Annotated in this window: 12 protein-coding genes, 1 pseudogene and 1 riboswitch; of the genes and pseudogenes, 6 read left to right on the top strand and 7 right to left on the bottom strand. The window is 73.1% G+C overall.

Annotated elements, in window-relative coordinates; genetic code table 11:
• Positions 1 to 320 precede the first annotated feature (320 nt).
• From HUW36_RS34975 to HUW36_RS13520, 3 genes and pseudogenes are all read left to right on the top strand, one after another.
• A pseudogene (locus HUW36_RS34975) lies at positions 321 to 800 on the top strand (NAD(P)-dependent oxidoreductase); the annotation flags it as partial.
• Positions 801 to 806: 6 nt separating this feature from the next.
• Complete coding sequence (locus HUW36_RS34970) at positions 807 to 1,211, top strand: NAD-binding protein (RefSeq protein ID WP_343044322.1); 405 nt, start codon at positions 807 to 809, stop codon at positions 1,209 to 1,211.
• Between the two features lie 96 nt (positions 1,212 to 1,307).
• A complete protein-coding gene (locus tag HUW36_RS13520) occupies positions 1,308 to 2,372 on the top strand; it encodes a PKD domain-containing protein (RefSeq protein ID WP_174528484.1) in 1,065 nt (354 codons plus the stop codon).
• Positions 2,373 to 2,418: 46 nt separating this feature from the next.
• Here the strand turns inward: HUW36_RS13520 and HUW36_RS13515 are convergent, their stop codons facing one another.
• The 3 genes from HUW36_RS13515 to HUW36_RS34895 are packed head-to-tail and all read right to left on the bottom strand — an operon-like array spanning position 2,419 to position 4,603.
• Complete coding sequence (locus tag HUW36_RS13515; RefSeq protein WP_174528483.1) at positions 2,419 to 3,054, bottom strand: lysoplasmalogenase; 636 nt, start codon at positions 3,052 to 3,054, stop codon at positions 2,419 to 2,421.
• Entirely contained in the window at positions 3,051 to 3,878 is an 828-nt protein-coding gene (locus HUW36_RS13510) for a sterol desaturase family protein (RefSeq protein ID WP_174528482.1), read from the bottom strand. Before HUW36_RS13510 ends, HUW36_RS13515 begins: the two co-directional genes overlap by 4 nt.
• The gene (locus HUW36_RS34895) at positions 3,875 to 4,603 is read right to left on the bottom strand and encodes a FadR/GntR family transcriptional regulator (RefSeq protein ID WP_174528481.1); all 729 of its coding nucleotides are present in this window, start codon (positions 4,601 to 4,603) and stop codon (positions 3,875 to 3,877) included. The genes HUW36_RS13510 and HUW36_RS34895 overlap by 4 nt, the downstream gene beginning before the upstream one ends.
• Positions 4,604 to 4,746: 143 nt before the next feature.
• On the opposite strand from HUW36_RS34895, the gene htpG reads away from it, so the two are divergent.
• A complete protein-coding gene (gene htpG, locus HUW36_RS13500; RefSeq protein WP_174528480.1) occupies positions 4,747 to 6,639 on the top strand; it encodes a molecular chaperone HtpG in 1,893 nt (630 codons plus the stop codon).
• Positions 6,640 to 6,705: 66 nt separating this feature from the next.
• Here htpG and HUW36_RS13495 read toward each other — a convergent pair whose 3' ends face one another.
• The 3 genes from HUW36_RS13495 to HUW36_RS34890 form a co-directional block, all read right to left on the bottom strand.
• On the bottom strand, positions 6,706 to 7,404 hold the full coding sequence (locus tag HUW36_RS13495; protein ID WP_174528479.1) for an SDR family oxidoreductase: 699 nt from the start codon (positions 7,402 to 7,404) through the stop codon (positions 6,706 to 6,708).
• A gap of 32 nt (positions 7,405 to 7,436) precedes the next feature.
• Entirely contained in the window at positions 7,437 to 7,913 is a 477-nt protein-coding gene (locus HUW36_RS13490) for a winged helix-turn-helix transcriptional regulator (protein ID WP_174528478.1), read from the bottom strand.
• Positions 7,914 to 7,990: 77 nt separating this feature from the next.
• Positions 7,991 to 9,553, bottom strand: coding sequence for an LLM class flavin-dependent oxidoreductase (locus HUW36_RS34890; protein WP_174528477.1), 1,563 nt, complete (start codon positions 9,551 to 9,553; stop codon positions 7,991 to 7,993).
• A 256-nt stretch (positions 9,554 to 9,809) separates the two neighbouring features.
• A riboswitch (cyclic di-AMP (ydaO/yuaA leader) is annotated at positions 9,810 to 9,924 on the top strand.
• A gap of 15 nt (positions 9,925 to 9,939) precedes the next feature.
• Here HUW36_RS34890 and HUW36_RS34885 point away from each other — a divergent pair.
• Together HUW36_RS34885 and HUW36_RS13475 are read left to right on the top strand one after the other, a co-directional pair.
• Positions 9,940 to 10,578 (top strand): LysM peptidoglycan-binding domain-containing protein, encoded by a 639-nt coding sequence (locus HUW36_RS34885; RefSeq protein ID WP_174528476.1) that lies wholly within the window; start codon positions 9,940 to 9,942, stop codon positions 10,576 to 10,578.
• Between the two features lie 220 nt (positions 10,579 to 10,798).
• Positions 10,799 to 11,248 (top strand): YbaB/EbfC family nucleoid-associated protein, encoded by a 450-nt coding sequence (locus tag HUW36_RS13475; protein WP_174528475.1) that lies wholly within the window; start codon positions 10,799 to 10,801, stop codon positions 11,246 to 11,248.
• 66 nt (positions 11,249 to 11,314) lie between these two features.
• Here the strand turns inward: HUW36_RS13475 and HUW36_RS13470 are convergent.
• Positions 11,315 to 13,287: M4 family metallopeptidase (locus HUW36_RS13470; protein ID WP_174528474.1), on the bottom strand; the 1,973-nt coding region annotated here is incomplete at its 5' end.

The raw sequence follows: 13,287 nt of genomic DNA, 5'->3' as shown, positions 1-13,287 counted from the left end.
CGGCCGGCCGCACCAGGAACGCGGGGGCGGCGGCCGGGGGTGGCCCGGCCGCTGCCGGGGCGGCCGGTGGGACGGCGGCGAGGACGACCACCGCGAGCGGGAGGGCGAGGCGACGAAGCACACCGTCACGCTAGGAGTGCATGGAAGGCCTTTCAAGAGTTGCAAGTAGACAGTCTTGATAAGAAAGGATTTCCAGAAACTTGCGAAAGTGAACGGTGGTCCGGTGAGCTGCAGCCGGGCCGTCGCTCCGATCCGGAGTGTGGGATGCCGCCGTCCGGTCGCGCACCTAGGCTGGCCCGGACGGGCGAGGACGGGAGCGGTGGATGACACGGGTGGCGGTGCTCGGCCTCGGCGGCATGGGGACGCCGATGGCGGCGAACCTGGTCGGCGCCGGCCTGGACACGGTGGTGTGGAACCGGCACCCGGAACCGGCCCGCGCGCTCGCCGCGCGGGGCGCCGAGGTGGCCACCGACCCGGCCGACGCGGTCCGGCGGGCGGACGTCGCGGTGACCATGGTGACCGACGCCGCCGCGGTCCGCGCGATCGCCGTCGAGCAGGGCATGCTCGCCGCCCTGCCGGCCGGGGCGGCCTGGGCGCAGATGAGCACCATCGGGGTCACCGAGACCGGACGGCTGGCCGAACTGGTCGCCGCCGAGCGCCCCGACGTCACGCTCGTGGACGCCCCGGTGGCCGGCAGCCGGGGCCCGGCGGAGCGGGGCGAACTGGTGGTGCTCGCCTCCGGGCCGGACCAGGCCCGCGAGCGGGTCGCGCCGGTCTTCGACGCGGTCGGGCGGCGGACGCTCTGGCTGGGGCCGGCCGGCGCCGGCTCGCGGCTCAAACTCGTCAACAACCTGCTGCTCGCGTTCGTCAACGAGGGCGTCGCCGCGGCGGTCGCGCTCGGCGACACGCTCGGCCTCGACCGCGACACGGTGGGGCAGGCGCTGGGCGGCAGCCCGTTGGTGTCGCCGTGGGCGGCGGAGAAGCTGGCCCGGACCGTCCGCGACGAGCACGACGCCCAGTACGCGCTCGCGCTGGCGCTCAAGGACGTCGAGCTGGCGCTGCGGGAGGCGCCGCCGGGCAGCTTCCCGGCCGGCGAGGCGCTGGCGGCCGAGTGGCGGCACGCGGTGGACCGGGGCCTCGGCGGCGACGACCTGACCGTGGTGACCCGGGTGCTCGGGTCCGGCACGACCGACCGGCCCGGACGGCCTTAACCTCGCCGAGAGCTTCTCTTAGCCCGGCCCTGGGGCACGGGCTCCTACCGTGGCCCGGTCGCATCCACAAGGGATACGGGGCCCTCAGGAGGAGAAGTGGTCAACCGACAACTCGCCCGGATCGCCGTCGCGGTTCCGGGCGTGGTCGCCCTGCTGGCCGTCAACGCGGCGGGCGCGTCCGCCGCCGCCGACGCGCCGGCCAACGACAACCTGGCCGGCGCGCTGCCGGTCGGCGCGCTGCCGTTCGTCGACGGGCAGGACCTCAGCGCCGCCACCGTGGAGGAGGGCGAGCCGTCGTCCTGCTTCGAGGCCGCCCGGACGGTCTGGTACTCGTACACCCCCACCGCGGATCAGCTGGTCACCGCCGGCACCGGGCCGGACTACCTCGGCGTCGCGGTCTACACCGGCGACTCCCTCGGGAACCTCGCCGAGGTCACCTGCCGCCCCACCTACGGCGGCACGCCCGTGACGTTCCCGGCGCGGGCCGGCACGACGTACCTCCTTCGGATCGGCGCGGACTACGCCGAGCAGACGACGTTCCGGCTGGACGTGGCGCCCGGTCCGGAGGTCGACTTCGACGTGGCCGACGTGGAGTGGAGCGTCTTCGACGAGGTCGCGTTCTGGCCCCGGTTGTACGACCCGGCCGGTTTGGGCATCGACCTGGGCTCGCTGGTCTGGGACTTCGGCGACGGCACCACGTCGACGGAGCAGTTCCCCCGGCACCGCTTCGCGTCCGACGGTGACCACCCGGTGCGGCTGACCGCGCGCACGGTCGACGGACGCACCGCCACCGCCACCCACACCTCCGTGGTCCGCACGCACGACGTGGCGGTGGTCAAGGTGAACACCCCCTCGACCGCCCGTGCCGGGCAGCGCGTCGGCGTCACCGTCGAGGTGCGCAACACCAGGTACGACGAGCAGGTGGAGGTCCGCCTCGAACGCAGCCATCCGTGGGGGTTCGAGCAGGTGGACGCCGCTGCCAAGCCGGTTCCGGCGACGGGCGGGGGCGGGCGTACCTCGTTCTCGTTCACGTACACCGTGACGCCGGAGGACGCGGCGGTCGGCAAGGTGACCTTCCGCGCGGTGGCCGCGGTGCGGGACCACCGCGACGCGCTCCCGGCGGACAACGAGCTGCTCTCCGCCCCGGTCCGGATCCGCTGAGCGCACCGGTGGCGGTGTGCGCGTCGCACACCGCCACCGGCGTCGGTCACGCCGGCGCCGCCACCGGCTCGCGGTGGACCTCGACGCGGTCGGTCGCCCAGCCGGTGGTGATCAACAGCAGCGCGGCGATGTAGGTGCCCATCACCAGCAGGCCGGCGCCGGGCAGGTCGGTGCCGGCCGCGCCGACGCCGATCAGCAGGTCGGAGACGAGGAACGACGCGCCGCCGGCAGCGGTCCGCGCGGACACCCCGGTCGCGGCGGCGGCCATCAGGCACAGCGCCAGGCTGTAGCCGAGCACCGGCAGCCGCAGCGGCCCCAGCGCGCTCCACAGCAGCGCGTTGCCGACCGCCCAGGCGAGCAGGTAGACCGCCCACGCCACGGCCGGCGGGCGTCCGCGCCGCAGGAACCCGGTGAGGAACGCCAGCTGCGCGACCAGGAAGAACCCCATGCCGAGCAGGAACGCGGCCCGGCCCGGCACGAGCAGGGCCACGTCCCCGGCGGTGGCGGCGACCAGACCGACCGCCACCGCGTCCACCCGCCGTCGTCGCTGCCACAGGTACGCCAGCAGCACCGGCGCCAGCAGCGGCTTGGCCAGCCACTGGAGCGCTGTCGAGTCGAGCGCGACGCCGGCCAGCTCGACGGCGGCGACCAGCCCGAACAGGGTCAGCCAGGAGCGCCTCACCGGGCCGGCTGCCAGCCGGGCCGGCCGAACAGGTAGCCGAGGCGGTGTCGCCAGCACGTGGCCCGGCGCACGTCGGACCAGATCGCGGCGAACTCGTGGGTGGCCACCCGCAGCGGGTTGTAGGTGCCGATGTTCTTGGTCAGCCCGTAGCGCGCGGTGGCCCGCTCCGGCTCGAAGCTGCCGAACAGCCGGTCCCAGACGATCAGGATGCCGCCGTAGTTGCGGTCCAGGTACTCGGTGTTCGAGCCGTGGTGCACCCGGTGGTGCGACGGGGTGTTGAAGATCCACTCGATCGGCCGGGGCAGCACGGTGATCCGCTCGGTGTGCAGGAAGAACTGGTAGAGCAGGCTGATCGACTGCTGGAGGAAGATCATCCACGGCGGGATGCCGAGCAGCGCCAGCGGCAGCCAGAACGGCAGCGAGGTCATCGGCGTCCAGCTCTGCCGCAGCGCCGTGGAGAGGTTGTAGTACACGCTGGAGTGGTGCACCACGTGGCTCGCCCACAGCACGCGTACCTCGTGGTGGGAGCGGTGGAACCAGTAGTAGGCCAGGTCGTCGGCGAAGAACAGGATCACCCAGGTCCACCAGTCGCCGGGGGAGAGGTGGACCGGCGCGACCGTCCACAGCGCCGCGAACACACCGACCGTGAGCAGCTTCCACGGAAAGCCGATGATCTGGCTGCCCAGCCCCATCGACAGGCTGGTGGTGGTGTCGCGCAGCTCGTAGCCGCGTTCGTCGTCGTCGGGCAGGAAGCGGTAGGAGACCGCCTCGATGACGATCAGGAGCAGGAACGCCGGGACGGCGTACAGCACGGCGGGGATCATGCGCGCGCTTCCCTTCCGGTGGTGGGGGTGGTGGGGGTGGTGACCGGGGCGGTCAGCAGCGCCCGGGCCTGCCGGGCGGCCGCCGCGCCCTGACCGGACGCGATCGCGGCGGCGAGCCGGCGGTGACCGGCGACGTCGAGCAGTTCGGCGGTACGGGTGTCCGGGGGGACGTCGCCGACCGCGAACGTGCCGGCGACCAGGCTGTTGAACGCGAGCTGGTAGGCGGTGTTGCCGCTGCCGCGGACGACCAGACGCCAGATCGCGATGTTCGCCTCGGCCATCCGGTCCAGGTCGGGGGCGAGCGAGCCGTAGTCCTCGGCGGCGCGGACCAGGTCAACGACGACCGCCGGGTCGCCGCGCTCGGCGCAGAGCCGGGCGGCGTCGGTCCCGACGCAGGCCCGCATCTCCAACATGTCCCGCACCAGCGTCGCGACCGGGAGCACGTCGCCGGAGCGGGCCAGGGACAGCGCCAGGTCGAGCCCGGCGTGCACCCGCCAGTCCAGCACCCGGGTCGCGCCGCCCTGGCTCACCCGGACCAGGCCGAGCTGTTGCAGCCGGCGCAGCGCCTCCCGGACCGCGTGCCGGTTCACCGCGAACGCCGCGGCCAGCTCACGCTCGCCCGGCAGGGTCTCGTCCGGTCGGTAGCGACCGGACACGATCGCGTCGCGGAGCTGGCCGAAGACGTGGTCGGAGACCGAGGCGCGGGGGGCGGGAGCGAAGGCCATGGCCAGCAGTGTGGCCCCGGACACATCAACCCGTCAACTGGTTGTACCAGTCGAGTTTCGGCACAGACCCGGCCGGTCGGTGCCGTCCCCGTCACCCCTCGTATCCTTTCCGCCGTAGGGCCGCAATCAGGAGGGGAGTCGGTGTGAGCGACCGGGTCGAGACGCTGGAGTTCCAGGCCGAGGCGCGTCAGCTGCTGCAGCTGATGGTGCACTCGATCTACTCGAACAAGGACGTCTTCCTGCGCGAACTGATCTCGAACGCGTCCGACGCGTTGGACAAGCTGCGGTTGGCCTCACTCGTCGACAAGGACCTGTCGGTCGACGCGTCCGACCTGCACATCGAGATCGAGGTTGACGCGGACGCCCGCACGCTGACCGTGCGGGACAACGGCATCGGCATGTCCCGCGACGAGGTCGTCGGCCTGATCGGCACCATCGCCAAGTCGGGCACCGCCGAGCTGCTGCGCACGCTGCGCGAGTCCAAGGACGCCGCCGCCGACCAGGACCTGATCGGCCAGTTCGGCGTCGGCTTCTACGCCACCTTCATGGTCGCCGACCGGGTGACCCTGCTGACCCGGCGCGCCGGGCAGACCGGCGGCACCCGCTGGGAGTCCACCGGTGAGGGCACCTACTCGGTGGAGCCGGTCGACGAGGCCCCGCAGGGCACCTCGGTCACCCTGCACCTCAAGCCGGTCGACGCCGACGACAACCTGCACGACTACACCGACGAGCGCACCGTCCGCGAGATCGTCAAGCGCTACTCCGACTTCATCGCCTGGCCGATCCGGATGACCGTGGACAAGCCCGGCGACGACGGCGCCACGGTCCGCGAGGAGCAGACGCTCAACTCGATGAAGGCGCTCTGGGCGCGGTCCCGGGACGAGGTGGACGAGGCCGAGTACAAGGAGTTCTACCGGCACGTCGCGCACGACTGGGCCGACCCGCTGGAGACCATCCACATGCGCGGCGAGGGCACCTTCGAGTACGAGGCGCTGCTCTTCGTGCCCTCGCACGCCCCGCTCGACCTGTTCGCCCCGCAGGGCCGCCGCGGCGTGCAGCTCTACGTCAAGCGCGTGTTCATCATGGACGACTGCGAGGCGCTGATCCCCAACTACCTCCGCTTCGTCAAGGGCGTGGTGGACGCGCACGACCTGTCGCTGAACATCTCCCGGGAGATCCTCCAGCAGGACCGGCAGATCCGGGCGGTGCGCCGGCGGCTGGTCAAGAAGGTGCTCGGCACGCTCAACGACATGTCCGCCGAGTCGTACCGCACGTTCTGGACCGAGTTCGGGCCGGTGGTCAAGGAGGGTCTGCTGGAGGACCCGGACAACACCGAGGCGCTGCTGGACCTGGTCCGCGCGGCCAGCACCCACGACCCGGCCGAGCCGACCACGCTGCGCGCGTACGTGGAGCGGATGAAGGAGGGGCAGACCGAGATCTACTACGCCACCGGCGAGAACCGGGCCACCATCGAGAACTCGCCGCACCTGGAGGCGTTCCGGGCCAAGGGCTACGAGGTGCTGATCCTCACCGACCCGGTGGACGAGGTGTGGGTCGAGCGGGTCGGGGCGTACGACGGGACGACGCTGCGCTCGGTCGCCAAGGGCCAGGTCGACCTGGAGACCGCGGAGGAGAAGGAGAAGGCCGAGGCCGAGCGGCAGGAGTACGCCGACCTGCTCGCCTTCCTCGGCGACGCGCTCACCGACAGCGTCAAGGAGGTGCGACTGTCCACCCGGCTGACCACCTCGCCGGCCTGCGTGGTGGGCGACGCGCACGACATGACGCCGACGCTGGAGAAGATGTACCGGGCGATGGGCCAGGAGGTGCCCCGGGTCAAGCGCATCCTGGAGCTGAACCCGACCCACCCGCTGGTCACCGGCCTGCGCAAGGCGCACGGGGAGGGCGGCGACACCGCCGCGCTGACCGAGACCGCCGAGCTGCTGTACGGGATGGCGCTGCTGGCCGAGGGCGGCGAACTCGCCGACCCGGCCCGCTTCACCCGGATCCTCGCCGACCGCCTCGCCCGCGGCCTGTAGCTGCAAGGAAGGGCCCCTTCTTATCGCCTGGGCGATAAGAAGGGGCCCTTCCTTGCTTCCGGGCGCTCAGGGGAGGGCGGGGTAGAGGGCGGCCACACCGCCGGAGAGGCCGGCCTGGACCCGGCGGGCGACGTCGTCGGCCAGGATCTCGTAGCTGTCGGACTCGATACCGTCGGCGGCCAGCCGGGCCACCTCGGCCGGGTCGGCCTTGGGCCCGGTGACGGCGGCGGCCATCTCGGTGTCCATGTAGCCCACGTGCAGGCCGGCGACCCGGACACCCCGGCCGGCCAGCTCGACGCGCAGCGCGTTGGTCATCGACCACTCGGCGGCCTTGGCCGCCCCGTACGCGCCGACGCCGGGAAACGTGAACCAGGACAGGGCCGACAGGACGTTGAGGATCGTCCCGCCGCCGTTCGCCGCGATCCGGGGCGCGAACGCCCGCACCACCGACAGCGTGCCGAGGTAGTGCGTCTCCAGCTCCAGGCGGATCTGGTCGAGGTCGCCGTCCAGCAGGTCGGCGCCGGTGCTCACGCCGGCGTTGTTGACCAACAGCGTCACGTCACCGGCACGCTGCGCGGCGGCGGCCACCGAGGCGGGGTCGGTGACGTCCAGGCGTAGCGGGGTGACGCCGGGCAGGTCGACGCTGTCCGGGTTGCGCGCGCCGGCCCAGACGGTGGCGCCGCGCGCCACGAGTTCCGCCGCCAGGCGTCGGCCGAAGCCGCGGTTCGCGCCGGTGACCAGGGCGGTGCTTCCAGCGATCTTCATGTCTTGCTCCGAGAGGTGTGGAGGTGGGTGGATCAGGAGGGCCGCAGGCCCGGGCCCGGCAGCACGGCCAGCTCGTCGGCCGGCACGTCGTGCCCGGCGTCGCAGCGCAGCCGGGCACGCACGTCCGCCCCGCAGTCGTGGTGGGTGACCAGGACGGACGGGCCGACCTCGTCGGCGGCGTACGCGTCGCCCCACTGGCGGAGGGCGACGAGCACCGGCAGCAGGTCGCGGCCCTTGGCGGTGAGCACGTACTCGTCGCGGGTGCGCTGCCCGGGCTCCCGGTAGGGCCGCCGGTCGAGCAGGCCGTCGGCGACGAGCTGCTTGAGGCGGGCGGCGGCGACCGGCTCGCTCACGCCGACCCGGCGGGCGAAGTCGTCGAAGCGTCGGGTGCCGAACGACGCCTCGCGCAGCAGGAGCAGCGTGGTCCGGTTGCCGACCACCTCGAGCGCCCGGGCGATCGAGCAGTTGGCGGTGGACCAGGAGTCGCGCTGCGCGAGGAAGTCCGTCATGGGACCGACGCTACCGCGCTGACTTAGGGAAACAAAAGCCAGCTATCTCACGGCCCGACCCGGGAATATCCCGCCGGTCAGAGCTGGCCGGGGTAGAAGCCGTGCCGGGCCAGCGGCTCGACGATCTGGTGCTCCTCGTACGACAGGTGCGACAGCAGCGTGTCGGTGAGCAGGTCCACCGCCTCCTGGAGCCCGGTGAAGTCGCCCGGCCGGCCGATCAGCTCCACCAGCGCCCGGTCGACGCCCTCCACCACGCCGTGGATCACCACGTGCTCCTCCTCCAGCCGGTCCAGCACCGCCGCCAGCCCGGCGTCGGCACGGCGCAGGTGCGGGAAGACCGACGCGTCCTCCAGGCCGTGGTGCTGGGTCACCACGGTGCAGTACGCCGCGCAGTACGCGCCGAGCGTCCAGTTGTTCTGGCGCATGGTCATCTCGTTCAGCGCGGCCCGCGCGCCGCCGAGCGAGACCGCTCCCCGCTTGACCTGTTCCAGCAGGTCCCGCACCTGGGCCAACTCCTGGCGCAGGTGGTCGTGCACGTCCACCAGGTGCTGGCCGGCGGCCTGCGCCCGGGGTGGGTAGACGTGCCCGGCCGGCGGCGGCGGGGCGGTCGGGCGGGCCGACTCGTCCCAGAGACGGCGCGTGCTCAGGCGTACCCCGGGATCGGGGGTGGGGGTGACCGCGAGCGCGGTCGGTACGCCGACGGCGGCCCGCTCCCGCGCGACGGCGTCGGCGCCGCTGCCCGGCGTGGCGCGCTCGCCCGCGACCAGCTCCCGGACCGCCGGCGCGACCTCCTGGGCGAACACCTGGATGTCGCGCGGCTCGTCGCTGCCGAGGATGAAGGTGGTGACGCCGTGCTCCAGGACGAGTCCGGCCAGGTCCTCCACCCACCGCTGCGGCGGCCCGGCCAGGAAGCCGGTGGCGGAGCGGGTGAAACTGCCTGTCACGTTGAGCATCCGGCGGACCGCGCCGGGGTCCCGCCCGGCGGCCCGTGCGCCCTCGTCGACGAGCGCGTTGAGCGCGGGCAGCTCGTCGGGCCCCTTCGGCAGGTACGCCAGCGACGGCAGCCAGCCGTCCGCGGCGCGCCCGACCAGGCGCAGCATGCGCGGCTTGTACGCGCCCACCCAGATGCCGACCGGATGGGCCGGCGCCGGTCCGCGTTTCGCGCCCACCACGCGGTAGTGCTCCCCGGCGACGCGGATCATCCCGCGCCGGTCGGTGCCCCAGACCTCCCGGATGACCTGGATCGCCTCGTCGAGCGCGTCGACCGCCGCGCCGGGGGAGAGCCGCCGCCCGCCGGCCGCCTCGATCGCGTCCCAGAACGCGCCCGCGCCCAGCCCCAGCTCGACCCGGCCGCCGGTGAGCAGGTCCAGACTGGCCACGCTGCGGGCGAGCACCACCGGCTGGCGCAGCGGCAGGTTGAGCACGTTGCCGGCCAGTCCGATCCGGTCGGTGGCGGCGGCCACGTACGACATCAGCGTCCAGGTGTCCAGGAAACCCGGCTGGTAGGGATGGTCCTGGAAGGTGACCAGGTCCAGCCCGACCTGCTCGCACAGCGTGGCGAGCGCCACCACCTGGTCGGGCCGCCCGGCGGCGGGGGTGAGGAAGCCGCCGAAGGCCAGCTCGTGTCCGTGCTCGGTCATCCGTGCCGCTCCTCATCGGATCTTGCCGGTCCCGCCCACGGTAGCCCGAGGTCACGGCCGGTCGGCCGGGCACCCGGAATCGGCCGCGCCGTTCCGCTACCACGTCGCCACGCCCCGCGCGGGCGGTCGCCCGCCCGGGTGACGAACATCCCAAGAAGTGGGTGATCGTCGGAAATCGTCCCTAGCGTCGGTTCCGTTCGCAGTCGCGGACACCGCGGGCCGGTAACGCCTAGTCCCGCCGCCGGCCCGGCGGTACCCGAACCACGGGCGGGAGCGGGGGACCCGACGTTCCTCGGTGCAAGTCACCTCGGGGTGAAGCCGCCAGCGGCGGCCGGGCTCCTCGGCCCGAACCCGACAGCTCACCTCGTCGGCGTGGAGGAACCCACATGGCAACTGCACACACAGCCCGTCGTACCGCAATCGGCGTGGTCCTGGCCGGCGCCGCGGTCCTGTTCGCGCCCGCCGCTCCGGCCGTCGCCTCCGGCGTCGACTGGGACGCCGTCGCGCGGTGCGAGTCCGGCGGCAACTGGCACATCAACACCGGCAACGGCTACTACGGCGGGCTCCAGTTCTCGCGCGGCACCTGGAACGGCTACGGCGGACGGACGTACGCCGCCCGGGCCGACCTGGCCAGCCGGAGCGAGCAGATCGCCGTCGCCGAGCGGGTCCTGGACGGCCAGGGCATCGGCGCCTGGCCGGTCTGCGGCCGCAAGGGCGGATCCGGCTCGTCACCGAAGAAGGTGGCCGACCGCCCCGCGGCGAAGGCCGACCGCCCCGCGGCGAAGGCCGACCGCCCCGCGGCGAGGAAGGCCGCCGACCGGCCCACCACGACCAGGTCCACGGTGGACCGTGCGGTCGGCCGGGACGCCGGCACCTACCGGGTGCGCCCCGGCGACACCCTCTCCGGGATCGCCGTCGCGACGCACGTCGTCGGCGGCTGGCGAGCGCTGCACGAGCGCAACCGCGCGGTCGTCGGCGACGACCCGGGCCTGATCTTCCCGGGCCAGCGCCTGCGCCTGCGCTGAGTCGCCCCGGACGCCCGGCCGGGCCCCGGCCGGGCGTCCGGGTTCGCGCGACACGCCGGGCTGGTTCGGCCCTGCCGCCGGGCGTCCTCGGTCGTGCGACACGCCGGACGAGCGGCGTCCGACCTGCTCGCCTGCGGGCGGAGCCGGGCGGTGACCGTGCTCTGTCCGAGCCTGTTGCTATGGTCACGATGCTCGGCTAAGACGTGAAGAAAGCGCGGATATGACCAACGACCCGTTCTCGGCCGCCGCGAGCCTCGACGAGCTCCTGAGCCGGACCCAGCAGGCCCTCGCGGCGATGCGGTCCCGGGCCGGCGTGCACCCCGACGGCGAGCCGGGCGAGCTGCTGCGGGCCGAGGGCGCCACGGCCGACGGCCGCGTCCGCGCGGTCGCCGTCCAGGGTGGCCGGCTCGACTCGGTAACCGTCGACCCGGAGCTGGCCGGCCAACCACTGGAGGTCCTCTGCGGACATGTCGTCGCCGCCGTCAACGCGGCGCTCACCGAGTTGGACGCCCGGGTCAGCGACTCGGCCCGGGCCGACGCCGACGCCCTGGCGGCCCGTCTCGGCGGCCTGCCCGACCAGGCGGAGCTGTTCAGCCGGGCGATGCACGAGGTGGCCGCGCGGATCCCCCGGGGCCGCGGTGCCGCGTCCCGGGCCGCCGGCCCGGCCTGACCCGCGTCCCGGCACGACGAGGCGGCCGGCCGCCCGGAGGACGACGACCGGCCGCTCGCCGTACGGTCAGCCCAGGGTGACCGCGGTGTCGTCGACGACGAAGGACGTCTGCAGCGAGCTGTCCTCCACGCCGCTGAACGAGATGGTCGCCGTGGTGCCGGCCAGCGACGAGACGTCGAAGGACCGTTGCACGTAGCCGGTGGCCTTGTTCAGGTTCGAGTAGGTCGCCAGCGTGGTGCTGCCGGCCTTGACGGTGAGCTTGTCGTACGCGGTGGTCGTGGTCGACTCCGCGCTGTCGATGTGCAGCCAGAAGCTCAGCGTCGCGCGGCATCCGGCCGGGATCGTCACCGACTGGCTCAGGGTGTCGGTGTGCGACGAGCCGTAGCCGTCGAGCCACGCCTTGTACGAGCCCCCGTGCGCGGCCTGGCCGCTGTCCGTGGTGATGACGCCGGACGAGGCGCTCCAGTTCACGTTGCCCGACTCGAAGCCCGGGTTGGCCAGCTTGTTGCCGGAGCAGCCGCCCGACGGCGGGGTGGTCGTGGTGGTCGGCGTGGGCGTCGGGGTGCCGCCGGCGCAGGTCGGGTCACCGGACTGGGCCGGCACGCTGACCGCGTCCCAGGCCGCCTTGACCGTGTTGAACTCGGCGCAGCTGCCCGGGTAGAGGTTCTTCGCCGCCTGAAGCGTCCAGGTGCGGTACTTCAGGTACGACGAGGACGAGGTCTTGAGCAGCATCGCGTTGTACATGATCTTGATGGCCTTCTGGATCCCCAGGCCGGTCACGCTGCTGCCGTTGCAGGTCGAGCTGGACGGCTGCCCGTTGGTCGGGCTGCTGCCGTTGGACAGCAGGTAGAACCAGTGGTTGCCGGGGCCTGCGGAGGCGTGCACCTCGCCACCGGGGACGCTGCTGGAGTAGCAGTTCGGGTCGCCGAGCGCGGACGGGTTGTACATGTTGCGGATCGGGCCGGAGCCGACCAGGTTGATCTTCTCGCCGACCAGGAAGTCCGGCGCGTCGTAGCTGGAGGGCTCGTTGGCGAACCACTCGGTGGCCGCGCCGAACGTGTCCGCCACGAACTCCTGGGTGCCACCGCCGGAGATGCCGCCCGGGGTGTGGTCGTCGATGCCGTGGCCGATCTCGTGCGCCACCACGTCGAGCGAGCCGATCCACTGCCCGGCGGTGTTCTTGCCGATCTGGACCTGGGTGCCGTCGTAGTAGGCGTTCTGGTCGTTCAGGCCCACCCGGATCGGCCAGTAGCCGCCGTTGCCGTCGGCGCCGTTGCGGCCCAGCCACTGGTTGAGCATCTTGTGCTCGGTCTGGGCGCTGAACAGCGCGTCGACGCAGCCGGTCTCCTTGTTGGTGGCGGTGCCGTTGCCCCAGGCGTCGTCGGAGCCGCTGAACGTGGTGTTGTTCGCGGCGTCCTGGCAGCTGAGGTTGGTGACGGTCGGGTCCTTCATGGAGTACGTGGTGCCCGACTTGGTGGTGTTCAGCGTGAGCGGGCTCGGGCCGTTCCAGGCGCCGGTGCCGGTGCCCGCGACGATGTGCTCCTGCGTACGCAGCACCGCCCCGGTGCGGGCGTCGACGTCGACGGTGAGCCGGCTCGGGCCGTGGGCGTCGGTGCCGCGCACCGTGGTCTCCCAGGCCAGCGTCGGGCTGGCGCCGAGGGTGTAGACGACGAGCGTGGTGCCCTCGACCGAGCTGACGGTGGTGAGCTGGGCACGCGCCTTCTTCGCGGCGGCGGCCCGGGTCAGCGTGGGGGTGGTGGCGAGGACGCCGATGGGCCGCTGCTGGGCGACGGAGGCGTACTTCAGGTTGCCGGCGGCGTCGGTGGCCAGGACGAAGTCGCCGCCGACCACCGGCAGGCCCTTGTAGGTGCGCTCGTAGGGCACGTACTGGGTGCCCTCGGAGGAGATGACCGGCTTCTGCACGAACGCGTCGTCGGAACCGGCCTGGAGGTAGGCGGGGCGGTTCGCCACGAGCGCGCGGGCCGAGTCGGCGGCGACCGCGCGGGCCTGTGCCGGGTTGGGGGCGGCGGGGCCGGGTG

It is taken from the genome of Micromonospora maritima (genome assembly GCF_902825405.1).
GTDB lineage: Bacteria > Actinomycetota > Actinomycetes > Mycobacteriales > Micromonosporaceae > Micromonospora > Micromonospora maritima.
Note: the sequence above shows the minus strand (reverse complement) of the source record. Positions and strands in the feature narration are given on the sequence as shown.